Raw genomic sequence first — 24,844 nt, forward strand, 5'->3', positions numbered from 1 at the left:
CGATGAATATCGTTTGTGAGCGGCCGGCGGCGCTCAGCCCGACCGGTAGTCGTCGAGCATCGGCGCGAACATCTCGTGCCATGCACGCGGCTTCGCCTTGATCGTGCCGGCCAGGTACAGGAATTCGACGTAGTCCATCAGCTGGTTCGGCCGCACCGAAAAGCGCGTGTCGGGTGCGGCGAGCATCCGCATCACGTCGTCGTGCGACACGCCGACGCCCGACGACGCCGCATAAAGCGCGGCCGCCGCGCGCGGGTCCTGCGCGATCAGGCGGTTCGCTTCGTCGAGCGCGCCGAGAAACGCGGCGGCCAGCGCGGGCTCCGTATCGACGAGCCGCTTCGGCGCGAACACGACGTCGAGCGTCAGCGGGCCGAGCACGTCGACCGAACTCACGACGCGGTGGATGCCCGGCTGCCGCAACTCGAGCGTCGAGAACGGCGGCGACGTGAAGTGCGCGGTGACGCCGTTCTCGCGGCGAATCAGCGCCTGCATCGCCTGCGGATGCGGCAGGTTCACGGTGATCGAATCGAGCTGCGCGAAATGCTTCGGACCGAGCTGCCGGCTCGCGACCATCTGCAGCACGACGGCCGACAGCGACGTGCGGATGCCGGGCACCGCGATCCGGTCGGACGACGTGAAGTCGCGCAGCGACATGAGGCCCGGACGGTTCGCGTTCAGCGACAGCGACGTGGTCGACAGCCCGCTGATGCCGATCACCTCGACGTTCGGGATGCCGCGCGCCCGCGCCCACAGCTCGATGAAGCCCGGCGCGCCGGCGCCCGCGAAATCGAGCGTGCCGGCCATCATCGCGTCGTTGACGGAATTGCCGCCGTCGAGCAGCACCCAGTCGACCGCGACGTCGCGCACGCCATGCCGCGCCGCGTGCCGCTCGAACAGCCGCTGCTTCTCCATCACGAGCAGCGGCAGGTACAGCACGCCATAGCCTTTCGAGATTCGCACGGTGCGCGGCTTCGCGCGCACGAGCGACGGCGCGGCGAGCACGCCGAGCCCGGCGGCGATCAACGCGCGGCGACGCGGCGACGTCGTCATGCGCGCGCCGCCGTGCGACGGGCGGCAAACGGCCACGCGAGGGCCGGCGGCGCGCTGCGCCGCGCGTGCGTCGTGCCCGTGACTTGCTGCATGTTGCCGTCTCCTTGAATATTTCTGGTATTAATGCCGTCCTTGCGTGCTTCTTCCGGCTCGACACAGGTTATCGACCGAGTCTGAGAAAATGCTGACATCCCGGCCCCGGGAAAACCCCTAATCCATCCACCTGCAAAACGGCACCATGCGCATTCTCGTCGTGGAGGACGATGCCGAAATCGGCGCGGCGATCCGCAGCCGCCTGGCGCGGCTCGGCCATGCGGTCGATCTCGAAACCGACGGCGCAACCGCGAACGGGCTGCTGCGCGTCGAGCGTTTCGACCTCGTCGTGCTCGACGCGAACCTGCCCGGCATGGACGGATTCTCGGTGCTGCGCAACCTGCGCGCGTCGGGCAGCACGACGCCCGTGCTGCTCGTCACCGCGCGCTCGGCGATCGACGACCGCGTGAGCGGCCTCGGCCTCGGCGCCGACGACTATCTGGTGAAACCGTTCGACTACCGCGAGCTGGATGCGCGCGTGCAGGCGCTCCTGCGCCGCAACAGCGGCCACGCGAACGACGTGCTGACGCTCGGCGGTCTCGTGATCGACCGCAGCAGCCGCCTCGCGGAACTCGACGGCCAGCCGCTGTCGCTGTCGCGCCAGGAATTCGCGCTGCTCGAAATCCTCGCGAGCCGCCCGCAGCGCATCTTCTCGAAGGAAGAACTGCTGAACCAGCTGTTCAGCTTCGGCAACGAGCCGACCGCGAACGCGGTCGAGCAGTACGTGACGCGCGTGCGCAGAAAGCTGCAGGGCAGCTCGGTCGAGATCCGCACCGCGCGCGGGATGGGGTATCAGATTGCCGCGCATTGACTGGTTCCCGAAGACGCTGTTCGGACGCACGCTGCTCTTCATCGCGCTCGTCGTCGCGACCGGCGCGCTCGCGCTCGCGGCGATCGCGCGCTACTACGCGGGTGTCGCGGCCGAACGCGCGTACGACCAGTTGCTCGCCGGCGCGTCGATCCAGGTCGCGGAGAACCTCTACGTGCAGGGCGGCGTGCTCGCACTGAATCCGCCGGTGGCCGCGCTGTCGACGCTGTCGCGCTACGACCTCGTCTACTACAAGGTCGTCGATTCGCGCGGCATCGTCGTGGCCGGCTACAACGATCTCGCGAGCCCCGCGACACTCGCCGCCGCGAAACAGGGCCCCGCATTCGCGAACGCCGTGTACCAGGGGCACCGGATCCGCACCGCGACCATCGCGCGCTACATGCCCGAGGAAAGCACGCCGGGCTGGGCGCTCGTGACCGTTGCGCAAACAACCAACGCGCGCCAGCAGCTCACGAACGACATGAGCATCAAGGTGTGGACGCTGATCCTGCTGATGAGCGTGCTCGCGATCGGCGCAAGCGGCCTCGCGATCCGGCGCGGCCTGCGCCCGCTCGCGCAGATCGGCACCATCATCGCCGCGCGCGACCCTGCCGACCTGCGGCCGGTGGCCGTCGACACGCCGAGCGAGATCGACGCGATCATCGGCTCGATCAACGGGTTGATACACCGCCTGGCCGAACGCATCAACGCGATGCAGCGCTTCATCGCCGACGCCGCGCACCAGATGCGTACGCCGCTCGCGCGGCTCGACGCGCAGATCGAACTGCTCGACGGCGAATCCGATCCCGCGCGCCATGCGGCGCGCCTCGACGCGCTGCGCGCGACCAGCGCGGACGTCGGCCGCCTGACCGGCCAGTTGCTCAATCACGCGATGGTGATCCATCGCATCGAGGCCGTGCCGCTGCAACCGGTCGAACTCGTCGCGCTCGCGAAGGACGTGCTCGGCCGCGTGATTCCGCTCGCGGGCGAGCGTGATGTTGCGGTCGCGTTCGCGAGCGACGCACCGCTTGCATGGATCGACGGCGATGCGATCAGCCTGCAGGAAGCGCTGTCGAACGTGCTGCACAACGCGCTACTGCACGGTCATGCGGACGACATCGTCGTATCGGTCGCGACCAAGGACAACGCCGGCGGCGCGGTCACGCTGACCGTCACCGACAACGGCCGCGGGATTCCGCGCGAGCACTGGGCCGCCGCATTGCAGCCGTTCGTGCGAATCGCGCCGGACGGCAGCGAGCGGCGCACGGGGTCGGGCCTCGGGCTCGCGATCGTTCAGGAAGTGATGAAGGCGCACGGCGGGCGCGTCGGGTTCGCGTTTCCGGATGCGGGCGGGTTCGCGGTGGTGCTGACGTTTCCGCGGGCGGCGGGGATCGGTGCGGGCGAAGCGTAGGCCAGTTGAATCGGGCGTGTGGTCAATCAAATGCGGGTGAGCCGCAGCCGTCAATCGTCGCTGTCGCCGGCGGCATCAGCGGCGCTGCGCTTCCATCGCGGTGATGGCGACTGAGCGACAATTTTCCCGACATTTCGGAATGCATCGCAATTTTTCGCGATGCACACCGGAGGCGACACGAGACACGCCGACTACACCGCCACCGCCTCCCCGCCCAGATACGCATCGCGCACGCGCTCATCGTCGAGCAGCGCCTTCGCGGGCCCTTCGAGCACGACGCGCCCCGTCTGCAGCACATACCCGTAGTGCGCGATCTCCAGCGCGAGGCTCGCGTTCTGCTCGACCATGAACACCGTCACGCCCTGCTTGTTGATCGCGTCGATCAGTTCGAGCACCTTGTCGACGTAAAGCGGCGACAGCCCCATCGTCGGCTCGTCCATGCAGATCAGTTTCGGCCGCGCCATCAGCGCACGCGCCATCGCGAGCATCTGCTGCTCGCCGCCCGACAGCGTGCCTGCGCGCTGCGCGAGCCGCTCGCGCACGCGCGGAAACAGATCGAGCACGCGTTCGTAATCTTCCGCCACCGCCGTGCGGTCGCCGCGCGTATACGCGCCCATCAGCAGGTTCTCGCGCACGCTCATGTCGCCGAACAGCCGCCGCGCCTCGGGCACGGCCGCGATCCCGCGCCGCACACGCTGCGGCGTCGCGAGCGCCGTCACGTCGTCGCCGTCGAAGCGCACGACGCCGCGGCGCGGCCGCATCAGCCCGAGAATCAGCTTCATCGTCGTCGACTTGCCGCTCGCGTTGCCGCCGAGCAGGCTGACGATCTGCCCGCGGCCCACTTCGAAGTTCACGTCGAAATGCACCTGCACCGGCCCGTAGAACGTATCGAGGTGTTCGAGTTTCAGCAGTGCGTCGGTCATGGTCGTGTCGGGTCCGGAAGAAAGCGTGTTCATGCGGCCGCCTGCGTCGTGCGCTCCGCGGCCGCACCGCCCGCATGACGCCGGCCGAGGTACGCCTCGATCACGCGCGGATCGTGCCGCACGTCGCGCGGCGCGCCTTCGGCGATCTTTACGCCGTTGTCGAGCACCATCACGCGGTCGGACACGCGCATCACGAGTTCGAGCTTGTGCTCGATCAGCAGGATCGTCAGGCCGCGCGCCTTCAGCGACTGGATCAGTTGCAGCATCTCGGCCGTTTCCGTCTCGTTCATCCCGGCCGTCGGTTCGTCGAGCAGCAGCAGGCGCGGATGCAGCGCGAGCGCGCGGCCGATCTCCACGCGCCGCCGGTTCGCGTACGACAGGCTGTGCGCCGGATGATCGATGCGCGGCGTGAGCCGTTCGCCGAACCCGGCGACGATCGCGCGCGCCTCGTCGCGCAGCGCCGCTTCCTCGCGCCGCACCGATGCGGGCCGCACGAGCGCGCGCAGCACTTCGGCCGCCGCGCCGAGCGCGGGCCAGCCGGGCCGCGCCGCGCGCAGCCGCGCATGCGCGCCGATCAGCACGTTGTCGAGCACGCTCAGGTTGCCGAACACGCGGCCGTGCTGGAACGTGCGTGCAATGCCGAGCGCCGCGAGCCGTTCGGGCGCCGTGCCCGTGATGTCGCGGCCGTCGAACGTCACGCGGCCGGCATCGGGCCGGTCGGCGCCCGCGATCAGGTTGAACAGCGTGGACTTACCGGCGCCGTTCGGCCCGATCACGCTCAGCAGTTCGCCGTCGGCAAGCGTCAGGCTTGCGCCGTCGAGCGCGGTCACGCCGTCGAAGCGGCGCGTCAAACCCTGCACGTCGAGCAAGGGTCGGGTGGTGGTCATCGCATTCCTCCTCACACCGTGCCGAGCAGGCCCTGCGGCCGAAACCGGACGAGCAGCAGCAACACGACGCCGTAGATCAGCATCCGGTAGTCGGCCGCCCAGCGGAACAGCTCCGGCAGCCCGATCAGCGCGACCGCGCCGGCGATGCCGCCGAGCACGTTGCCGAGCCCGCCGAGGATCACCATCGTCAGCGCGAGGATCGACACCTGCGAATCGAAGGTCTGGTGATTGATGTAGCTGTACAGGTGTGCGGCGATGCCGCCGCTCACGCCGGCCGCCACGCCGCCGACCGCGAACGCGATCGCCTTGTAGCGGTTCGGCGCGATGCCGTGCGCGCGAGCGGCAACGTCGTCCTCGCGCACCGCGCGCAGCGTGCGGCCGAGATGCGAGCGCAGCAGCCGAACCTGCACGAGCGCGAACACCACGAGCACCGCGAACGTGAACCAGTACGCGGCGCGCGCGGTCGCTGCCCACGGCAGCGGCGCGATGCCGGTGATGCCGAGCGGGCCGCGCGTGAGGCCGTCCCAGTTCAGGATCACGAGGCTCACCACTTCGCCGATGCCGAGTGTCGCGATCGACACGTAATGCCCGCGCAGCCGGAACGCCGGATAGACGAGCAGCGTGCCGAGCACGGCCGTGATCGCGCCCGCGCACGGGATCGTCACGGCCGGCGACCAGCCGAGATCCGACGACAGCAGCGCCGACGCATACGCGCCGATCACGAGCAGCGCCGCGTGCCCGAGCGAGATCTGCCCGACCGTGCCCGCGACGAGCGTGAGGCTCAGCGCGAGCAGGCCGTACAGCCATGCGTTGGTCAGCGTCTGCAGCACGTACGGCGACGCGCCGAGCCACGGCAGCACGGCCGCCAGCGCGATCAGCACGGCGAGCACCGGGCGCGGCACGCGCACGGCTTTCGCGGCCGCGAGAAAGGTGCCCGTCATCGGTTCGGGCGGCAGCGCGCGGTTCGCGCTGAACAAGCCGTTCGGCCGCCACACGAGGAACACGATCAGCAGCCCGAACGCGAACAGGTCGCGATAGCTCGTGCCGAACAGCGCGACGCCGTAGCTTTCGACGAGACCGAGCAGCAGGCTGCCCGCGATCGCGCCCGGTACGTTGCCGAGCCCGCCGATCAGCAGTGCGACGACGCCCTTCAGCGTCGCCTGGAAGCCCATCGCCGGATCGATGCTGTTGTAGTACATGCCGACCAGCAGCCCGCTCACGCCGCCGAGCGCGCACGCGATCGCGAATACCGTCTGGTTCACGCGATCGACGTCGACGCCCATCTGCAGCGCCGCGTCGCGATCCTGCGCGGTCGCGCGCACCGCCCAGCCGAGCCGCGTGAAACGCAGAAAGCCGTACAGCAGCGCGGCCGCCGCGATGCCGATGCCCGCGATCAGCAGGTCGAGCGAGCCGAGCGTCGCGCCGGCGATCCGCAGGTGCCAGTCGGGCAGCGGCGTCGGCACCGCGCGCGGGTCCGCGCCGAATGCGAGCTGCGCGAGCTGGTCGAGGATGAAGCTGATGCCGATCGTCGCGAGCAGCGGCGCGATCCGCGCCGCGTGGCGCAGCGGCCGCAGCCCGATCCGGTCGATCGCGATGCCGAGCGCGCCGCAGCCGACGACGACCGCCGCGAGCGCGACCGGCAGCGGCAGCCCGAAGCGCGTCAGGCACAGCCAGCCGATGAACGCGCCGACCATGTAGACCGAGCCGTGCGCGAAGTTGATCAGGTGCGACACGCCGAAGATCAGCGCGAGCCCGACCGCGAGCAGCGCGTAGATATTGCCGACGATGAGGCCGTTGAGCGTGTAGTCGAGCCAGGAAGCCATCACGATGCGTCCGTCACTTGCATGCGGTTGATTCGGAATCAGCGCGCGGCGAGCTGCGGCTTCGCGCCGTCCCACAGCGCCCACTGCCCCTGCTTCACGACGAGATACACGGTACGCGCGCCCGCGACGCGGCGCGTCTGCGGATCGAAGCGCACCTTGCCGAAGATCACGCTCGGCACGTCGCTCACTTTCGCGAAACCGTCGTGCGCGGCCTGGCGCGTCGTGCCGTAGCGGCGCAGCACCTCGGCCGACAGGATCAGCGCGTCGTATGCGCGCGCAACGAACGAATCGGGATCGGCGTGGAATTTCGCGCGATAGCGCTGCACGAACGCCTGCACCTCGGGGCGCGGCTCGGCCGGGAAGAAGTTCGATTCCGTATAGACGCCTTCGACGGCCGCGCCGCCCAGTTCGAGGAATTTCGGCGAATACACGGAGCCGACCGCCGCGATCGGCAGCGTGACGCCCGACGTGCGCGCCTGTCGCACGATCTGCGCGCCGTCCGCGTAGTACGAGATCAGCACGATCGAATCGGGCTTCGACGCGCCGATCCGCACGAGCGTCGAGCGGAAATCCTTCTCCGCCGGCTGGTAGCCCTCGGCCGCGACGACCTGCGCGCCGAGCCCGGCCACTGCCTTCGCGAAGATGTCCTTGCTGGTGCGGCCCCAGTCGGTGTTCAGGTACAGCACCGCGATCCGCTTGAAGCCGAGTTCCTTCACCGCGTAGCGCGCGAGCAGCGGCTGCTCCTCGGCCTGGCTCAGCGCGGTGCTCCACAGGTAATCGCCGCCCTTCGTGAAATCCGGATGCGAGTTCGTGAAGCCGAACTGGATCAGTTGCCCACGCTGGTAGATCGGCGACGCGGCCATCGACGTCGCGCTGGAGAAGTCGCCGAGCTCGATCGCGATGCGCGGATCGGCGACGAACTTCTGCGCGATCGCCACCGCCTGGCGCGGGTCGCTGCGGCTGTCCTGGAAATCGATCGCGAGCGGCCGGCCGTGAATGCCGCCGCTGCCGTTGATCTCGTCGAGCGCGAGATCGAAGCCGCGCTTCCATTGCTCGCCGTATTGCGCGTCCTGGCCCGTCAACGGCCCGCTCACGCCGACCACCACCGGCTCGCCCGACACGCCCGCCGCGAGCGCGCCGCCCGTCGACAAGCCCCATGCGGCAGCGAGCGCCGCCACCGTGCCCAGCACGCGCCGCCATGCGCCGCGTGCGTCGTTCCCCGAAACGTTCATGCCGCCCCCACCTTCAGTCAGTCGAAAAGAGTGAGGGCATGTAACCATCCGGTTCAGGGCGATCCAACGAAGTTTTGCGCATATCGATATCGCGTGCGGCGCGAAGCGGATGACGCGCGCGGATGGCCATTCGCATGCGACGCATCGTGCTGTGCATCTGCGTGCATCGCATCGCGTTGATTCGATTGCGGTTTCCCGCGCGGCTCCCCTCTCAGCCGAGGCGCACGTACGCGCCGCCGGCCATCGCGAAGATCGCGCGCTTCGCAGTTTTCGCGCTGTCGATAGCAAAAATCATTATATGAATCGCGCATGCTCGCACTCCTACAATGCGCAAATCGCATCATCGGAACGCGTCATGGAGCTGCATCAACTCGAAGCCTTTTCCGCGGTCATGTCGGCCGGCAGCGTGACCGGCGCGGGCGAACTGCTCGGCCGCTCGCAGCCGGCCGTCACGCGCCAGATCCAGGAGCTCGAAGCCGATCTCGGCTACGCGCTGTTCGACCGGCACGGCCCGCGCGTCACGCCGACGCGGCGCGCGTTCCTGCTGTACGAGGAAGTCGAGCGCTCGCTGGTCGGCCTGCGCGCGATCGAGGCACGGGCACGCGCGCTCGGCGACGAAACGGCCGAACCCGTGCGCATCGCGGCGACGCCGTCGCTCGCGGCCACGCTCGTGCCGGCCGCGCTCGCTGCGCTGCCCGACAGCGCGCACGCGCCGCACTACCAGTTGCGCAGCGAATCGGCCGAGCATGTCGTGCATGAAGTGCTGGCCGGCACGGCGGATATCGCCGTCGTCACGCTGCCGATGGCGCACGCGGGGCTCGACGTGCACTGGATCGCGCAGACGCCATGCGTCGCCGTGCTGCCCGCCGGCGATCCGCTCGCGGCGAAGCCGCGCATCGCGCTGCGCGATCTCGCGCGCCGCCGCATCGTGACGGTCGCGAACCGGCACCGGCTGCGCCAGCGGATCGATGCGGCATTCGCGGCCGCGCGCGTCGATGCGCGCGTGTTTATCGAAACCAATGCGTCGCTGAATGCGGTGATGGCCGCGCGCGCGGGCATCGGGATCGGCATCGTCGATCCGGCCACGGGCGTCGCGCTGCCGGTGGACGGCGTCGTCGCGCGCCCGCTCGACGTCGACATCCCGTTCGCGTTCGGCGTCGCGACGCCGGCCGGCAAGGCGCGCACCGCGGCCGTCGATGCGCTGCTCGACGCGCTGCACCGCACGACGCGCGCGCTGCTCGACGACGTGACCTTTCACGACGCCGCCGCGCACGACGCGCTGCTGCGCGGCGACCGGCTGCGCAGCGAACGCCCGCCTCGCACGACACGTGCACGCCGCACCCGCCCGGAGGCCGCATGACGACGCCGCTCGACGCACTTGAAGCGCGGCTCGCGCAGGACTTGCGCTGGCTCGACCTGCCCGCGCCGTCGTGGGTGCCGCCGCGCGAGGCCGACGGCACGCGCGTGCTCGACGTCGCGATCGTCGGCGGCGGCATGGCGGGGCTCGCGGCTTCCGCCGAACTGCGCCTGCTCGGCATCGACAACCAGTGCGTGATCGACCGCGCGCCGGCCGGCTACGAAGGGCCGTGGGTCACGTTCGCGCGGATGGACACGCTGCGCTCGCCGAAGCAGCTCGCGGGCCCCGCGCTCGGCCTGCCCGCGCTGACGTTCCGCGCGTGGTTCGAGGCGCAATACGGCCGCGACGCGTGGGATGCGCTCTACAAGATTCCACGCACGCAATGGATGGATTACCTGCGCTGGTATCGGCGCGTGCTCGACCTGCAGGTACGCAACGACACCACGCTCGTCGCGCTGCGCCCGCGCGACGACGGGCTGCTCGCGCTCGATGTGCGCGGCAACGGCGAAGCGCAGACCCTGCTCGCGCGGCACGTCGTGCTCGCGACCGGCCGCGACGGCCTCGGCGGCCCGTACGTGCCGCCCGTCGTACAACGAGCACCGCGCACGCACTGGGCCCACTCGTCCGAGCCGATCGACTTCGCGGCGCTTGCGGGCAAGCGCGTCGGCGTGGTCGGCGCGGGCGCATCCGCATTCGACAACGCGGGCACCGCGCTCGAAGCCGGCGCCGCGCGCGTCGATCTGTTCTTCCGCCGCGCGGACATTCCGCGCATCAACAAGCTGACCGGCATCGGCAGCCCGGGCCTCGTGCACGGCTACGCCGATCTCGACGATGAGACGAAGTGGCGCTTCATGCACTACGCGTTGACGTCGCAGACGCCGCCGCCGCGCGACAGCGTGCTGCGCGTGTCGCGCCACGAGCACGCGCATTTTCACGCGGGCAGCCCGATCGAGACGCTCGCCGAACGTGCGGACGGCCTCGACGTGACGACGACGCGCGGACGCTACACCGTCGACTTCCTGATCTTCGCGACGGGCTTTCATTCGGACTGGACGACGCGCGCGGAATTCGCGTCGTTCGGGCAGCACGTGCGGCGCTGGAAGGACCGCTATCGACCCGAACCGGGTGCATGGCTCGACGAGCTCGCCGAATCGCCCGATCTCGGCCCCGCGTTTGCGTTCCAGGAGCGCGAGCGCGGTGCGTGCCCTGCCGTCACGCGGATTCATTGCTTCAACCATGCGGCGAGCCTGAGCCACGGCAAGCTGTCCGGCGATATCCCGGCCATCAGCGCGGGTGCTCAACGGCTCGCGCGCGGCATCGCGAGCCGGCTGTTCGACGCCGACCGCGACCGGCATTACGACGCGCTCGTCGCGTATGCGAATGCGGAGCTGCAAGGCGACGAATGGCGCGACGACGACGCATGAGCGCACGTTCATCGATCACATAAACGACGAAGGGAACCTGAAACGATGACTGAATCCATCACGCCGGCCGCTGCGCCGGATACGATCGACGCAGTAGCCGGCCTGCGCGACGGCGATGCCGTGACCGCGCTGCGCCGCGCGCGCGACAAGGTGCTGCTCCATACGCGGCTGAGCGAAGCCGCGCTATTCGATCCGGCGTTGCCCGATCTTTCGTTGGTCGAAAGACTGCATGCGGCACGATACGTCGCGCAGAAATCGAACGCGCACGCACTGGCCTCGACGTATCGCACGCGGCTGCTCGATGCGGGCGGCACCGCCGAGGACATCGTGCGCGCCGACGCCGATGCGTTCGACACGCTTGCCCCGCGACTTGGCGCGATCCTCGCTCATGCGCGGCTATTGACACAGGCGCCCGTCGACGCACGCACGTCCGATCTCGATGCACTGAAGTCGGCCGGACTCACGACGCCCGCGATCGTCGCGCTGTCGCAGCTGGTTGCGTTCGTCGCGTATCAGTTGCGCGTCGCGGCTGCCGCGCAAGCGCTTCAGGCACGCGCCGCAAAGGAGGCCGCATGACGACGGCCGCCCACGGCTTCACGTCCGAAACGCTCGGCTGGCGCGCGTGGCTCGACACGGTATCGCTCGATGCCGCGACGCCCGATCAGCTTGCGGTGCTCGAAGCGAGCCACCCGCACGCGAAAACATCCGACTACTACCTGCTGCTCGTCCACCTGCCCGAAATCCTGCGGCAGCGCTCGGGCGTGTTCAACGCGATCATGTACGGCCCCGGCGGGCTGTCGCGCGCGGAGCGCGAACTCGCCAGCACGGCCGTGTCGCGCGTGAACGGCTGCGTGTATTGCGCGTCGGTGCATGCGCAGCGCTTCGCACAGCTCGCGAAACGCACCGATGCGATCGAGCAGGTGTTCGACGATCCGGCGACGGCCGGCACGACGGCACGCGAACGCGTGATCGTGCGTTATGCGATCGCGCTGACCGAACGGCCCGATACGATCGACGCGGACGATATCGCCGCGCTTGAAGCCGAAGGGCTGACACATGAGGAGATTCTCGACCTGTCGCACGCGGTCGCGATCTTCGCGTGGGCAAACCGGTTGATGCTGACGCTGGGGGAGCCGGTGTTTCCGGAGTCGGCAGCAAGCGCCTGACGCGCTTGCGAGCACGCCTGCACGCGGGCCATGCCCGCGTCACGCCTTGTGCGTCGACAACAAAATACTCGTCTCGGTATTCGCAATCCCGTCGATCAACCGGATCGCGCCGAGCACGCGATCGAAATGCTCGAGCGAATCGGCATGCAATTCGGCGACGAGATCCCAGCGCCCATTGGTGCTGTGGATCGATGCGACGTTCGGATGCCCGCGCAGCACCTTCACCACTTCCGCGCCGCGATTGCCCTGCACCGCGATCGACATCAGCGCGCGGATCCGGTGCCGTTCGGCCGCCGGCTTGAGCCGCACCGTATAACCGACGATCACGCCGTTTTTCTCCAGCCGAGTCAGCCGGTTCTGCACGGTCGCGCGCGCGACGCGCAATTCCTTCGCCAGCGCGACGACGGGTAGTCGCGCGTTGTCGCGCAGCAGTGCGATGAGCTGCCGGTCGACGTCGTCGAGCGTAATCATGTGCGGGCCTTCCTGTTGAGCGTGAACCGGCCGCCAGCGTGCCGGAGGCTGCGCATTCCGACCAGCACAGACCTGACAAACTGCCGGATATGGCTGGCAATTTGCCAAGTCTATCGATAAATCTGCCGCTTTTGCCGTCTTTTTGTTGGCTCGACTCCCGGAAATAATGACTCCATCGACCGGCCGAATGAGCCGCGCCGCCGCTTTTCAGCAAGCCCGCGCCCGAGCCCAAGCACCGCCCGGTCGACCGGAATGGCAGGACACCCGTACCGGCAAAGACAATGGAGACAGACCGATGACTCGCTTCCTCGACGTTCCCGCCACCGCCCGACTGATCGCCAGGACCGGCGTCACGACGTTCCTGCGCGAACTCGTCGACACGCTGCGCGCCGATTACCTGCACTGGGCCGATTTCGACAAGTCGCCGCGCGTCGCGTGCCACTCGCGCGACGGCGTGATCGAACTGATGCCCGTCGCGAACGCGTCGCTGTTCGCGTTCAAGTACGTGAACGGCCACCCCGTCAACGCGGCGCGTGGAATGCACACGGTGATGGCATTCGGCGCGCTCGCCGAAGTCGATACCGGCTACCCGCTGCTGCTCGCCGAACTCACGCTGACGACCGCGCTGCGCACGGCCGCCACGTCGGTGCTCGCCGCGCAGGTACTCGCACGGCCCGACGCGCGCACGATGGCGCTGATCGGCAACGGCGCGCAGAGCGAATTCCAGGCAATCGCGTTCCACGCGCTGCTCGGCATCGACGAAATCCGCGTGTTCGACGTCGATCCGCTCGCGACCGACAAGCTCGTGCAGAACCTCGCCGCGTATCCGAAGTTGCGCGTCGTGCGCGCCGCGTCGACCGCCGATGCCGTGCGCGGCGCCGACATCGTGACAACCGTCACCGCCGACAAGGCGTACGCGACGATCGTCACGGCCGACATGGTCGAGCCCGGCATGCACCTGAACGCCGTGGGCGGCGATTGCCCCGGCAAGACCGAGCTCGAAGCGGGCGTGCTGCACGCGGGCCGCGTGTTCGTCGAATTCGAGCCGCAGTCCCGCATCGAGGGCGAGATCCAGCAGATGCCGGCCGACTTCCCCGTCACCGAGCTGTGGCGCGTGCTGCAGCGCGAAACGACCGGCCGCGAACGCGCGGACGAGGTCACGGTGTTCGACTCGGTCGGCTTCGCGCTCGAGGATTATTCGGCGCTGCGCTACCTGTACGCACTCGCGCAGCAGCACAACGCGGGCGTCGAGATCGCGCTGATTCCGCCGGCCGTCGACCCGAAGAACCTGTTCGCGCTGATCGACGATCCGGCAGCGATCGCGCAGGGTCACGCGGCATTCGTCACCGAAGCCGTCGCCGCATTCGCGCGCTGACCGTCATCGCCGGGTGGCCTGTGCGCCGCCCGGTTCCCTGCCTTTCGCTCCTGCCTTCCATGAATCTCGTATCGATCCAGGCGCCGGCCGCCGTCGTGATGATCCGGCCGCACCGCTTCCTGCCGAACCCGCAGACCGCGGCGGACAATGCGTTCCAGCGCACGGCCGGAGGCGGCGCAGCTGACACGTCGTCGGTATCCGCCGCCGCGCTCGACGAAGTCACGGCCGCCGCGCAGACGCTCGCCGACGCGGGCGTGCGCGTGCACGTGTTCGACGACCACGGCGAGCGCGACACGCCCGACTCCGTGTTCCCGAACAACTGGTTCTCGACGCATCCGGGCGGCCACGTCGCGCTGTATCCGATGCACAGCCCGAACCGCCGCCGCGAGCGGCGTGCGGACATCGTCGAGATGCTGAAGGCCGAGTATCGCGTGCAGGACGTGATCGACTATTCGGGCCTCGAATACGACGACGTGTTCCTGGAAGGCACCGGCGCGATGGTGCTCGACCATGTCGCGCGGATCGCATACACCGCGCGTTCGCGCCGCGCCGATCCGGTCGCGCTCGAACGCTTCTGCACGCACTTCAATTTCGAGCCGATCTGCTTCGATACGGCCGATGCCGACGGGCGCCCGATCTATCACACGAACGTGATGATGAGCGTCGCAACCGAGTTCGCAATGGTCGGCCTCGACCTGATCGCCGACCGCCGGCGCCGTGACGAAATCGCACAACGCCTGACCGAAACGGGACGCGCGGTGATCGCGCTCGATCAGTCGCAGATCGCGAACTTCGCGGGCAATACGCTGGAATTGTCTGGAAGAAACGGACGCGTGCTCGCGCTGTCGCGGCGTGCGTTCGATTGCCTCACACCCGACCAGCGCGCGACGATCGAGCGCTCCGCGCGGCTGCTGCCGCTCGACGTGCCGACGATCGAACTGGCCGGCGGGTCGGTGCGCTGCATGCTCGCGGGGATTCATCTCGCGCGGCGGGCGACGGCGCCGGATGCGATCGCCGTGGAATCGACCGCATCGCCGCGCGAGACGACGCCGCAGATCTGACCGACAGGCTGGCAAAGCGAAAACGGCTGCCGATGCGATGCAACGGCAGCCGTTTTCTTGTTCGAAGGGCATGGAATCGGCGGGCGTCGGCCCGCATCGGCAGCGCCGCGGAATGCTCCGGCATCCGAACGATACCGGAACCCGCCGCGCAGTTCACCCAGCCAGCAGCTTCAACCCGGCCGGCAGCGTCTCGCCGAACACGCGCACTGTGTCGGCTTCGTCGAACGCGATCGCTTCGCGCACCATGTCGATCCATGCGGCCGACGCATTCGCGGCCGACAGACGCTTGATCACCGCGTCGCGCGTATCGTCCGGCAGGTCGCGCGAACGGTCGCCGGTCATACGCGCAATCTGCGCGGCCGCGAACGCGGCCGGCTCGACCTGCTTCCAGTCGAGCGCGAACAGCGCGTCGAGCCAGCCGTTCGCGACTTCCGCAGGCACGACACTGTGCGCGCTGCCGTAGAACGGCCGGCGCGCCCCAATGCGCCCGAGCGCCCACGCGCACAGCGCACGGTCCGCCGGCTTCTGCAATTGCACGATCAGGCGTTCGGCCAGCTCGACCTTGCGCTCGACGGGCAGCCGTTCGAGCGACGCGGACAGCCGCGTCATGTCGGCAGGGCCGACCTTGCCCGGATCGAACGGCAGCTTGCGCCGCTTGTCGTCGGACGGTTCGAGGAACGCGATCGCGTCGCGCACCTGCGTCTGCGCATCGTCGTCGAGGCCGCCGGCCACGCGCCGCCACAGCGTCCACCACTCGGACCACACCTGCCCGTCGTTCACATATTGAATCCCGTCGTCGAACAGCGGCCACAGCTGCTCGATGCGCCACGCATCGAGCGGATGGCCGAAGCCCGGACGCAGGCAATAACCGGCGAGGTTCAGCCACGCGCGTTCGTGATCGGCCGAGCGCCGGCGCCGCCGCACCCGCGCAAGCAACGCGTCGAACAGTTCGCGCGCGAGCGCGACGTCCCATTCTTCGCGCGCGCCGAGCACCTGTTCGAGCTGCGCGCGCAACCGGCGCGTGTCCTTCGGCGTGACGTCCGCGGCCTTGCTGCCGAACGAGCGCTCGATCAGTTCGATGGCCTGGTCGAGACGCGGATGCCGCGCGGGCGCATCGTCGCCGCCGTGCGCCGGCGCATCGCCGCGCAACTGGAATTCGAGCCGCCAGCGGCGTGCCGCGTCGTCGGTCGCGATGCAATGCATTTCGAGCGTGCCGACCTCGGTCAGCGACGCGGTGAGCTTCACCGGCGTTTCGCGCGCATCGCTGCCCGCCTGTCGCTCGACGACCGTCGCGATCGGCGGCAGCCGCACGAAATCGCCGTCCTTCAATTCAACGAGATCGCCAGGGCGATACGCGGTCTCGGCCACCGTCGACACGAGGTGGAAACGCACCGGCTGCCCGAGCTGCAGCGCGAACGTACGATCCTCGAGCCGGATCTCGCGGCCCTCTTCCGCGCCACGCGGCAGCAGGCAGACGCCGCGCGCGGCTGCGTCGCCGGCGCCATCGTCGAGTACGAGGAAATAGCTGCGCGCGGAACCGCCGCCGATGCGCGGCGCATGCCCGGCGCGCGCGAGCCCGTAGGCCACCGCGCCGCGCGCGACGGCCACGTCCGGATGCGCGTTGTGCAGCACGTCGAGCGGCGCGCCGCGCCACGCACCGAGCGTCTGCGCGAGACGGCCGGCGAGCGCACCCGCGCGGAACACGCCGCCGTTGAGCAGCAGCGTGTCGGGCAGCGGGCCTTCCGCATGACGGTTCAGGAACGCGGCGACGTGCCGCGTGACGGCCGGGTCGCTCGCATACGGCAGCCCGAATTCGACGATCGCGGCTCGCGCACGGCGCGGCAGTTCGCCGGCCTCGACCTGCGGAAAGAAACCGTCGACGACGATCTGTTCGACTTCCTGCCGCGTCAGTTCAGCCGAACGCGCGCCGCCGACGAGCTTGCTGCCCGCGCCGAGCAGCGTCACGGTGACGGACGCCGGTGCATCGTCGCCGAGCAGCCGCTCCTTCGCCGCACGGCAGCGCTCGACGAGCTGCGACAGGCTCGCGGCCGACAGCCGCGTGCCGGGCTCCGTCAGCCGCGTCTCGACCAGGCGCGCGAGCGCGAGGTCCATGTTGTCGCCGCCGAGCATCAGGTGGTTGCCGACACCGACGCGCGTAAAGGTCGGCTCGCCGTCGTCGCCCGGTGCGACATCGACGAGCGTGAGGTCGGTCGTGCCGCCGCCGACGTCGCAGATCAGCACCCGCCGCGCATTGGCGAAGGTGTCGCGCAACGTCGCGCGCTGACCGTACAGCCAGTCGTAGAACGCGGCCTGCGGCTCTTCCAGCAGCCGCAGCGCGGGCAGCCGCGCGCGCCGCGCGGCCTCGACCGTCAACGCGCGCGCGCCGTCGTCGAACGACGCGGGCACCGTCAGGATCACGTCCTGCTTCGCGAGCGGCGCGTCGGGAAAACGGGCATCCCACGCGTCGCGCACATGCGCGAGATAGCTCGCGCTCGCGTCGACCGGCGATACCTTGTCGACGCCGTCGGCCGCGCCCCACGGCAGGATCGCCGCGAGCCGGTCGACCGATGCGTGCGACAGCCAGCTCTTCGCACTCGATACGAGCCGGCCCGGCACCTGTGCGCCGAGCGTGCGCGCATAGCGGCCGATCACGGCCGGCAGCGCGTCACCAGCACCGCTGTCACGACCGGCTGACCCGCCGTCACGGCCGCCGCCCGAACGGGCGGCCGCGTCGCGCGCGCCGGCCGCCTGCCACGGCAACCTCAATGCGTCCGCCGCGAGCTCGCCGGCCGCCGGGTGATAGCGCACCGACGGCAGCAGCGGCTGCGCGGCCACCGCGCCGGGGCCGACGAGCTGCTCGACGTCGAACACGCGGATCGCGTCGGAGCCGGCCTCGACGTATGCGACGACCGTATTGCTCGTGCCGAGGTCGATGCCGACCGTATAGCGCTTCATCGCGCTCAGGCGGCGCCGCGCACGTCGAACTCGACCTTCCAGCGCTCGTTCGTGCCGCTCGGGATCGCCTCGAGTTCGAGCGTGCCGGCTTCGGTCACGCGCGCATGCAGCTTCACCGGCACGATCTCGCCGGTCGTGCGCCCTTCGGCAGGCAGCGTCGCCTGGATTTCCTCGAGCTCCTGCAATTCTTCCGGCGACCAGTAGTCGAGCAGCGTGCCGACCTGATCCTGGCGGCGCACCGACGAACCGAAGAAGCGGAACTGCACCGGCTCGCCGACGACGAGGCCGAACTCCTGCGGCGGCAGCGCCGCGTCCGAGCCTTCCTCCATCCCGAACGGTGCGACGCACAGCGCCTGCACCGGCGGTTCGAGCCCCGGCACCGCGGGCATCGCCGATTCGATCGCGACGTAGTACGCACGCGCCGTGCCGCCGCGAATGCGCACGCCGCGGCCGCGCTTCACGAAGCCGTAGTAAGCCGCGCCGCGCGCGACCGCGAGATCGAGATCGGCGCCTTCGAGCAGGCGCGCGGGCGGCGCGCCTTCGGCGGCCAGCCAGCTGTTGAGCGTATCGAGCACGCGCTGCGTGAGCAGCGCCGACTTGAACACGCCGCCGTTGAACAGCACGGCCGTCGGATGCAGGAACGTCGCGCCCTGCGGCAGCGTGCGCTGCACGCCTTCGAGCGTGTCGAGCGCCGCGACCTGGCGGCCGAGGAACGCCGCGAGGTGGCGCGTGATGCCCGCATCCTGCGCATACGGCAGGCCGAGCTGCGTCAGGCCGACGCGCGCGCGGCTCACCGGGCGCGCGGCCGCATCGACCTGCGGGAAAAAGCCTTCGAGGATCGTCTGCGTGAGTTCCGCGCGCGTGAGCTCCGTGCGGATCGAACCGCCGATCAGCTTCGAGCCGCGGCTCGGCACGACGAGCGGCACCGCGTCGGTCGTCGGGTCGGACAGCAGCGTTTCCTTCGCGGCGCGGCATGCGTACGTGAGCGCGCGCAGTTGCCACGGATCGGCCTGCGTGCCCTGCTGCGCGAGCTTGCGCGCAACCACGTGCGCGAGCGCGAGGTCCATGTTGTCGCCGCCGAGCAGGATGTGCTCGCCGACCGCCACACGATGCAGTTCGAGATTGCCGTCGCGCTCGACCACCGCGATCAGCGACAGGTCGGTCGTGCCGCCGCCGACGTCGACGCACAGGATCAGGTCGCCGACCTGCACCTGCTTGCGCCAGCCGCCTTCGCTCTTCTGGATCCAGCTGTACAGCGCGGCTTGCGGCTCCTCGAGCAGCGTCATCCGCGTGTAGCCGGCGGCGCGCGCGGCCTCGGCCGTCAGTTCGCGCGCGGCCGGATCGAACGATGCGGGGATCGTCACGGTCACGTCCTGGTCGGCGAACGGTGCATCCGGATGCGCGTGGTCCCACGCTTCGCGCAGGTGCGTCAGGTAGCGGATCGAGCTTTCCAGCGGCGACACGCGCGATACCTCGGGCGGCGCATCGCTCGGCAGGATCGCCGCGCGGCGGTCGACGCCCGGGTGGCACAGCCAGCTTTTCGCGCTCGACACGAGGCGGATCGGCGTGCCGGCGCCGCGCGTGCGCGCCATCTCGCCGACCGCGAAGTTGCGCGACGTGGTCCACGGCAGCGTCAGGTCGCCCTGCGTCAGTTCGCTTTCATGCGGCAGATAGAGGAACGACGGCAGCAGGTCGCGCGACTCCAGCGCGCCGGGCGCGGTGAGCTGCGCGATCGGCAGCACCTGCTGCGTGATCTTTTCGCCGTCGCTGGCGGTGCTGTCGACGTACGACAGCGCGCAGTGGGTCGTACCGAGGTCGATACCGATCGAATAGCGCGGATCGCTCACAGTTCCACCTCCGCCGGTGCGACCACCGATGCGTCGTGGCTGCCCGTCAGCTTCGGCAGGCGCACGTCGGCGACGCGCCAGCCGCGATGGCTGACCGTGCCCGTGAACGGCGCCGAACCGACCACGTTGCCCGTCACGCGCACGGCCGTCGCGTCGAAACCGGCCGGCAGCGTCACACGGCTGCCTTCGGCTTCGTCGCGCACCGGCACGATCGTGAAGTGTTCGCGCAGCGCCGCACGGCAACCGTCGTGCACGAGGCGCGCGGCCGCGCCGATGTCGGCGTCCGCGTAGCCGGCGATGTCTTCCTCGACGAAGTCGATGAAGCGCGCATCGCGCTGCAGTAGGCCGAGCAGTTGCAGCGCGGCCTGCGGGCTCGCTTCGCGCAGCTCGGGCGCCGGGGCCTTCACGGGCGCAGGTGCGGGCGCCGGGGCCGGTGCGGCCGCGGGTGCCGGCGCGACCGGTGCCGGGGCGCCATCGCGCACGCGCAGCACGCCGGCCGCGAACTCGCGGTTGCCGAGCACGGAGAAGAACGTGCCGACGGCAAGCGACAGCCGGCCGAAGAAGGACAGGTTGGATTCGGGCATGGGGTCTGGACTCCTGTGGGCTCGCGACTGGGCGAGCAATCTTGCCTGGGCGCCCGGTGGCGGCGTGCGCGATGCGCACTGCCGCCGCCCGGCGCGTGATTCGGACGCGCCCTCGCGGGTGCGGAAAACCCGTATTTTGCCCTGTGGCGGGCGAACCGGGCAGAAGTCGGGGGACAGAACATCTCGGCGCGACGGTTTGGGCCGCGCCGGATCGCGCCGGATTGCACGTCAGGCGCGATCGATCGGGATGCTGCGGCGCGTCAGCGCGTGTAGCCCCGCAGCGCAGCCTTCGCTTCGATATCGCGCGACAGCATGCCGAGCGTGACTTCGCCGAAGCGCGCCAGCAACGATGCTTCGGCATCCTTCAACGTCGCCGACAGATGCGCGTTGACGGCCTGTTCGACCAGGCATTCGGGCTCGTCCTCGGGCACCAGATCGGAGAACAGCGGCGGCTCGCCCACCGCGCGATAGACGTCGAGCAGCGTGATGTCGTCGAGCGCGACGCTCAGCACCCAGCCGCCGCCGTGCCCTTTCTCCGACTGCACGTAGCCGCAGTCGCGCAGGCCGCCGAGCAGGCGCCGCACGACGACCGGATTCGTGCACAGCATCGTCGCGATCGCCTCCGACGTCAGCGGGCCGTCGGCCTGGTCCATGTGGATCAGCGCATGCAGCATGCGCGACAAACGGCTGTCGGTTCTCACGGGCGGCGCCCCCTTTCTCGAAACTTCTGAAGTTGCATGAATGATACCATCGCCCTATCATGCAACTTCACGTGTTTCATGAGTTGGCCGCCATCGGGACACGTCCGTCATTCACGCAGGTTCAGGAACAGGAGCGGATGCATGCATAACCATCATGAAGTGATCGTGGTCGGCGGCAGCTTTGCGGGGCTGTCGGCCGCGATGCAGCTGGCGCGGGCGCGACGCCGCGTGCTCGTGATCGACGCAGGCCGGCCGCGCAACCGCTTTGCCGAACACGCGCACGGCTTTTTCGGGCAGGACGGCAAGCCGCCCGCGCAGATCGTTGCCGAAGCCGTCACGCAACTCGACGCGTATCCGACCGTGCAGCGGTTCGACGGCGAAGTGAGCACGGCCGAGCGCGATGCCGACGGCCGCTTCCACGTGACGCTGTCGGACGGCCGCCGCGCGAGCGCCGACCGGCTGATTCTCGCGACCGGCATCCGCGACGAACTGCCCGCGCTGCCGGGGCTCGCGGAACGCTGGGGCATCAGCGTGCTGCATTGTCCGTATTGCCATGGGTACGAGGTAAGTGGCCAGCGGCTCGGCGTGCTCGCCACGCATCCGCTTTCCGTGCATCAGGCGATCCTGATTCCGGACTGGGGCCCGACGACATGGTTCACGCAGGGCGTGGTCGATCCGAATGAAGAAGAATCCGCGTTGCTCGACGCGCGCGGCGTGCGCATCGAGCGGTCGCCGATCGTTGAAATTCTTGGCGACGCACCGCGTATCGAAGCGCTGCGGCTCGCCGACGGGCAGGTCGTGCCGATCGATGCGCTGTTCGTCGGCGCGCGCACGGAAATGGCGAGCGATCTCGCGCAGCAGCTCGGTTGCGCGTTCGACGAAGGGCCGCTCGGCCCGGTCGTCCGAGTCGATACGTGGAAGCAGACGAGCGTCGCAGGGGTATTCGCGGCCGGCGACGCGTCGACGCCGATGACCAACGCGACGTTCGCGTCGGCATCCGGTGTGACGGCGGGGATCGCCGCGCATCGGTCGCTGATTTTCGGGCTGCACGCGTGACGCGGCGTGCAGCCGGAGATCACGAGACGCGCGCCGCCGCATCCGCCGCCGCATCCGCCGCCGGTTCCGCCGCCGGTTCCGCACCACCCTCCGTGCTGCACTCCTCCAGCGAAATCCGCTGCGTCTCGCACCCGTTGATCCGCCACCGGCCCCAGCACGCGAGCACAAGCAGCACGATCAACGCGGCCGACGACGAGCCGGCCATCGTATAGACGTTCGTGAGCATCAGCGGCGCGATCACGGCGTCGAGCCCCGTTGCCCGAATCCGCGCCGGCATTTCGCCGCATCGATGGATTCGCGGCGTGATGTGCGGTTTAATGCTCGGCAACACCGGCATTAAGAGACATGAAATGCTCGATCTCGACGACCTTCGACTCGTTCGCGCGATCGGCGCGTCGCGTTCATTGGCCGCTGCGGCGCGCCTGCTCGATCTCACGCCGCCCGCGGTCACGATTCGCCTGCAGCGAATGGAGGCGCGATTGAACGCACGGCTCGCCGTGCGGCAGTCGCAAGGGATCGCGTTGACCGACGAAGGACAACGGCTGTACCAGGAAGCCGTCGATATCCTCGAGCGCGTGGAGGCGCTGCCGGTCAGCATCTCGGGCGACCACGGCGACGTGCAAGGCACGCTGCGCGTCGTCGCCCCGTTCGGTTTCGGGCGCAAGTACGTCGCGCGGATCGTGCGCGACGTGCAACGCGCGCATCCGAAGCTCGAAATTTCGCTCCACCTGTCGGAGAGCCCGTTGACGAGCGCATCGGCTGCCGACGTGGTCGTGCACGTCGGCAGCCTCAAGTCCTCGTCGTGGATCGGCTATCCGCTCGCGCCCAACGAGCGTTTCCTGTGTGCAAGCCCCGGCTACGCGCGTCGCATCAAGGAGCTGAATCATCCTTCCGACCTGGCCCGATACGACTGCCTGTGCCTGCGCGAGAACGACGAGGACATTCCGCGATGGCGCTTCTCGCCGAGCGGCGACGATCGACACGAGTCCCGACGGTCGACCGTGATCCGCGTCACGGGCGCGCTGTCCTCCAACGACGGCACCGTCATCACCGATTGGGCCTTGGCCGGGCTCGGGATCGTGGAACGCTCGGAATGGGACGTCGCCCCGCTGCTGGCGAACGGCAAGCTCGTCCGGTTGCTGCCCGACTGGAGCCTGCCGCCCGCACCTGTCACGGCGCTGTTGCCGTCGCGCACCGGCCGATCCGCGCGGCAACGGGTTTTTCTCGAAGCTGCGCGGCAGTTCCTCGATCCGCCGCCGTGGCGCGGCAAGGCATGAGCCGCGCCACGGTCCGGGAGATTCATTCTCAATTAAACGTCGCTTAATGATGGATTAGTCACGCGTTAAACATCGTGACCGTCGGTTGCCCTACAGTGTTCGCGTCGGCAACACTCAGAGGCAACGCATCGTGGACATTCAAACCCTCAACACCCCGGCCGCATTGATCGATGTCGGCCGCATGCGTCGCAACATCGATCGCATGCAGGCGCATCTGGACGCACTCGGCGTCAGGTTCCGGCCGCACGTCAAGACCACCAAATGCCGGCAAGTCGTCGACGCGCAAATCGCAGCGGGTGCGCAGGGCATCACGGTGTCGACGCTCAAGGAAGCCGAGCAGTTCTTCGCGGGCGGCGTCCGGGACATCGTCTATGCGGTCGGCATGGTGCCCACGAAGCTGAGCCAGGCGCTTGCGCTGCGCCGGCAGGGCTGCGACCTGAAGATCGTCGCCGACAGTCTGCAGGCCGCGCACGCAATCGCCGCATTCGGGCGCGAGCACGGCGAGCGCTTCGAAGTCTGGATCGAGGTCGACGTCGACGGCCATCGCTCGGGCGTCCCGCCCGAAGACGACCTGCTGATCGACGTGGGCCGCACACTGGTCGACGGCGGGATGATGCTGGGCGGGGTGCTCGCGCACGCGGGCTCCAGCTACGACTACAACACGCGGGACGCGCTGGTGGCGATCGCCGAACAGGAGCGCAGCCGCACCGTGCGAGCCGCGGAGCGCCTCAGGGGCGCCGGGTTGCCCTGCCCAGTGGTCAGTATCGGTTCGACGCCGACTGCACTGTCGGCGGAAAACCTCGACGGTGTCACCGAGGTCCGCGCCGGCGTGTATGCGCTGTTCGACCTCGTCATGCACAACGTCGGCGTGTGCGAGCTGTCCGACATCGCGTTGTCGGTGCTGACGACCGTCATCGGGCATCAGGAAGAGAAAGGCTGGGCGATCGTCGACGCGGGCTGGATGGCGATGAGCCGCGACCGCGGCACGCAGCGCCAGGCCCGCGATTTCGGCTACGGGCAGGTCTGCACCGAAGACGGCGAAGTGCTCGGCGACTACGTCGTGAGCGCAGCGAACCAGGAGCACGGCGTCGTGTCGCGCACTGGCTCGCCCGACACGAGCATTGCGCAGCGGCTTCCGATCGGAACGCGCCTGCGCATCCTGCCGAACCACGCGTGCGCCACCGGCGCGCAACATCCCGAGTATCAAGCCATCGGCGACGACGGCACCGCACACGCATGGCCGCGCTTCTACGGATGGTGAGCGGCACCCCACATCGACGCCATTCCGCCCACGCATTGACTATTTGTCTAAATCTGGACACACTTTAAAATATCCTGATTCG

At 69.2% G+C, this 24,844-nt stretch carries 23 protein-coding genes; 12 read left to right on the top strand and 11 right to left on the bottom strand.

What is annotated here, in order from left to right:
- Positions 1-33: 33 nt before the first annotated feature.
- Entirely contained in the window at positions 34-1,050 is a 1,017-nt protein-coding gene (locus ACM6JT_RS13930) for an ABC transporter substrate-binding protein (protein ID WP_105389717.1), read from the bottom strand.
- A 238-nt stretch (positions 1,051-1,288) separates the two neighbouring features.
- On the opposite strand from ACM6JT_RS13930, the gene ACM6JT_RS13935 reads away from it, so the two are divergent.
- Positions 1,289-1,954 (top strand): response regulator transcription factor, encoded by a 666-nt coding sequence (locus ACM6JT_RS13935; RefSeq protein ID WP_034182068.1) that lies wholly within the window; start codon positions 1,289-1,291, stop codon positions 1,952-1,954.
- The gene (locus ACM6JT_RS13940; protein WP_217588894.1) at positions 1,941-3,362 is read left to right on the top strand and encodes a sensor histidine kinase; all 1,422 of its coding nucleotides are present in this window, start codon (positions 1,941-1,943) and stop codon (positions 3,360-3,362) included. Before ACM6JT_RS13935 ends, ACM6JT_RS13940 begins: the two co-directional genes overlap by 14 nt.
- Before the next feature lie 191 nt (positions 3,363-3,553).
- Here ACM6JT_RS13940 and ACM6JT_RS13945 read toward each other — a convergent pair whose 3' ends face one another.
- The 4 genes from ACM6JT_RS13945 to ACM6JT_RS13960 are packed head-to-tail and all read right to left on the bottom strand — an operon-like array spanning position 3,554 to position 8,227.
- Positions 3,554-4,318 (bottom strand): ABC transporter ATP-binding protein, encoded by a 765-nt coding sequence (locus tag ACM6JT_RS13945; protein WP_105389719.1) that lies wholly within the window; start codon positions 4,316-4,318, stop codon positions 3,554-3,556.
- Positions 4,315-5,172, bottom strand: a complete 858-nt coding sequence (locus ACM6JT_RS13950; protein WP_105389720.1) for an ABC transporter ATP-binding protein — start codon at positions 5,170-5,172, stop codon at positions 4,315-4,317. Before ACM6JT_RS13950 ends, ACM6JT_RS13945 begins: the two co-directional genes overlap by 4 nt.
- 11 nt (positions 5,173-5,183) lie before the next feature.
- On the bottom strand, positions 5,184-6,995 hold the full coding sequence (locus ACM6JT_RS13955; RefSeq protein ID WP_414856742.1) for an ABC transporter permease: 1,812 nt from the start codon (positions 6,993-6,995) through the stop codon (positions 5,184-5,186).
- A gap of 38 nt (positions 6,996-7,033) precedes the next feature.
- Positions 7,034-8,227 (bottom strand): ABC transporter substrate-binding protein, encoded by a 1,194-nt coding sequence (locus ACM6JT_RS13960; RefSeq protein WP_105389722.1) that lies wholly within the window; start codon positions 8,225-8,227, stop codon positions 7,034-7,036.
- Positions 8,228-8,361: 134 nt separating this feature from the next.
- On the opposite strand from ACM6JT_RS13960, the gene ACM6JT_RS13965 reads away from it, so the two are divergent.
- From ACM6JT_RS13965 to ACM6JT_RS13985, 5 genes are read left to right on the top strand one after another with little or no spacing between them, the layout of a single operon-like run.
- Positions 8,362-8,529 (top strand): hypothetical protein, encoded by a 168-nt coding sequence (locus ACM6JT_RS13965; protein WP_414856679.1) that lies wholly within the window; start codon positions 8,362-8,364, stop codon positions 8,527-8,529.
- 53 nt (positions 8,530-8,582) lie between these two features.
- Positions 8,583-9,587, top strand: a complete 1,005-nt coding sequence (locus tag ACM6JT_RS13970) for a LysR substrate-binding domain-containing protein (protein ID WP_414856680.1) — start codon at positions 8,583-8,585, stop codon at positions 9,585-9,587.
- Complete coding sequence (locus tag ACM6JT_RS13975; protein ID WP_414856681.1) at positions 9,584-11,008, top strand: NAD(P)-binding domain-containing protein; 1,425 nt, start codon at positions 9,584-9,586, stop codon at positions 11,006-11,008. Before ACM6JT_RS13970 ends, ACM6JT_RS13975 begins: the two co-directional genes overlap by 4 nt.
- 45 nt (positions 11,009-11,053) lie before the next feature.
- Positions 11,054-11,584 (top strand): CMD domain-containing protein, encoded by a 531-nt coding sequence (locus tag ACM6JT_RS13980; RefSeq protein ID WP_243566114.1) that lies wholly within the window; start codon positions 11,054-11,056, stop codon positions 11,582-11,584.
- A complete protein-coding gene (locus ACM6JT_RS13985; RefSeq protein WP_407971635.1) occupies positions 11,581-12,174 on the top strand; it encodes a peroxidase-related enzyme in 594 nt (197 codons plus the stop codon). Before ACM6JT_RS13980 ends, ACM6JT_RS13985 begins: the two co-directional genes overlap by 4 nt.
- A gap of 39 nt (positions 12,175-12,213) precedes the next feature.
- Here the strand turns inward: ACM6JT_RS13985 and ACM6JT_RS13990 are convergent, their stop codons facing one another.
- Positions 12,214-12,645 carry an Lrp/AsnC family transcriptional regulator gene (locus tag ACM6JT_RS13990; RefSeq protein WP_006479718.1) on the bottom strand — a complete coding sequence of 144 codons (432 nt, stop codon included), beginning with the start codon at positions 12,643-12,645 and terminating at the stop codon, positions 12,214-12,216.
- Positions 12,646-12,940: 295 nt separating this feature from the next.
- On the opposite strand from ACM6JT_RS13990, the gene ACM6JT_RS13995 reads away from it, so the two are divergent.
- Positions 12,941-14,020: an ornithine cyclodeaminase gene (locus tag ACM6JT_RS13995; protein ID WP_034182059.1), complete on the top strand. Its 1,080-nt coding sequence runs from the start codon at positions 12,941-12,943 to the stop codon at positions 14,018-14,020.
- Between the two features lie 59 nt (positions 14,021-14,079).
- Positions 14,080-15,081 carry a citrulline utilization hydrolase CtlX gene (gene ctlX, locus ACM6JT_RS14000; protein WP_414856682.1) on the top strand — a complete coding sequence of 334 codons (1,002 nt, stop codon included), beginning with the start codon at positions 14,080-14,082 and terminating at the stop codon, positions 15,079-15,081.
- 153 nt (positions 15,082-15,234) lie between these two features.
- Here ctlX and ACM6JT_RS14005 read toward each other — a convergent pair whose 3' ends face one another.
- The 4 genes from ACM6JT_RS14005 to ACM6JT_RS14020 form a co-directional block, all read right to left on the bottom strand.
- Positions 15,235-18,036, bottom strand: a complete 2,802-nt coding sequence (locus ACM6JT_RS14005) for an Hsp70 family protein (protein WP_414856683.1) — start codon at positions 18,034-18,036, stop codon at positions 15,235-15,237.
- Between the two features lie 5 nt (positions 18,037-18,041).
- Positions 18,042-19,883 carry an Hsp70 family protein gene (locus ACM6JT_RS14010; RefSeq protein WP_175746616.1) on the bottom strand — a complete coding sequence of 614 codons (1,842 nt, stop codon included), beginning with the start codon at positions 19,881-19,883 and terminating at the stop codon, positions 18,042-18,044.
- Positions 19,880-20,467, bottom strand: coding sequence for a DUF2760 domain-containing protein (locus ACM6JT_RS14015; protein WP_034182056.1), 588 nt, complete (start codon positions 20,465-20,467; stop codon positions 19,880-19,882). The genes ACM6JT_RS14010 and ACM6JT_RS14015 overlap by 4 nt, the downstream gene beginning before the upstream one ends.
- Before the next feature lie 260 nt (positions 20,468-20,727).
- Positions 20,728-21,168, bottom strand: a complete 441-nt coding sequence (locus ACM6JT_RS14020; RefSeq protein WP_414856684.1) for an Rrf2 family transcriptional regulator — start codon at positions 21,166-21,168, stop codon at positions 20,728-20,730.
- A 141-nt stretch (positions 21,169-21,309) separates the two neighbouring features.
- Here ACM6JT_RS14020 and ACM6JT_RS14025 point away from each other — a divergent pair, with 141 nt between their 5' ends.
- The gene (locus ACM6JT_RS14025; RefSeq protein ID WP_414856685.1) at positions 21,310-22,224 is read left to right on the top strand and encodes an NAD(P)/FAD-dependent oxidoreductase; all 915 of its coding nucleotides are present in this window, start codon (positions 21,310-21,312) and stop codon (positions 22,222-22,224) included.
- A 19-nt stretch (positions 22,225-22,243) separates the two neighbouring features.
- Here the strand turns inward: ACM6JT_RS14025 and ACM6JT_RS14030 are convergent, their stop codons facing one another.
- Positions 22,244-22,450: a hypothetical protein gene (locus tag ACM6JT_RS14030; RefSeq protein ID WP_414856686.1), complete on the bottom strand. Its 207-nt coding sequence runs from the start codon at positions 22,448-22,450 to the stop codon at positions 22,244-22,246.
- Positions 22,451-22,541: 91 nt separating this feature from the next.
- Here ACM6JT_RS14030 and ACM6JT_RS14035 point away from each other — a divergent pair, with 91 nt between their 5' ends.
- Positions 22,542-23,501 carry a LysR substrate-binding domain-containing protein gene (locus tag ACM6JT_RS14035; protein WP_111019603.1) on the top strand — a complete coding sequence of 320 codons (960 nt, stop codon included), beginning with the start codon at positions 22,542-22,544 and terminating at the stop codon, positions 23,499-23,501.
- A 130-nt stretch (positions 23,502-23,631) separates the two neighbouring features.
- Positions 23,632-24,762 carry a DSD1 family PLP-dependent enzyme gene (locus tag ACM6JT_RS14040; protein ID WP_414856687.1) on the top strand — a complete coding sequence of 377 codons (1,131 nt, stop codon included), beginning with the start codon at positions 23,632-23,634 and terminating at the stop codon, positions 24,760-24,762.
- Positions 24,763-24,844 lie beyond the last annotated feature (82 nt).

This window comes from Burkholderia sp. IT-111MI5, assembly GCF_949752865.1.
Classification (GTDB): Bacteria; Pseudomonadota; Gammaproteobacteria; order Burkholderiales; family Burkholderiaceae; genus Burkholderia; species Burkholderia pyrrocinia_C.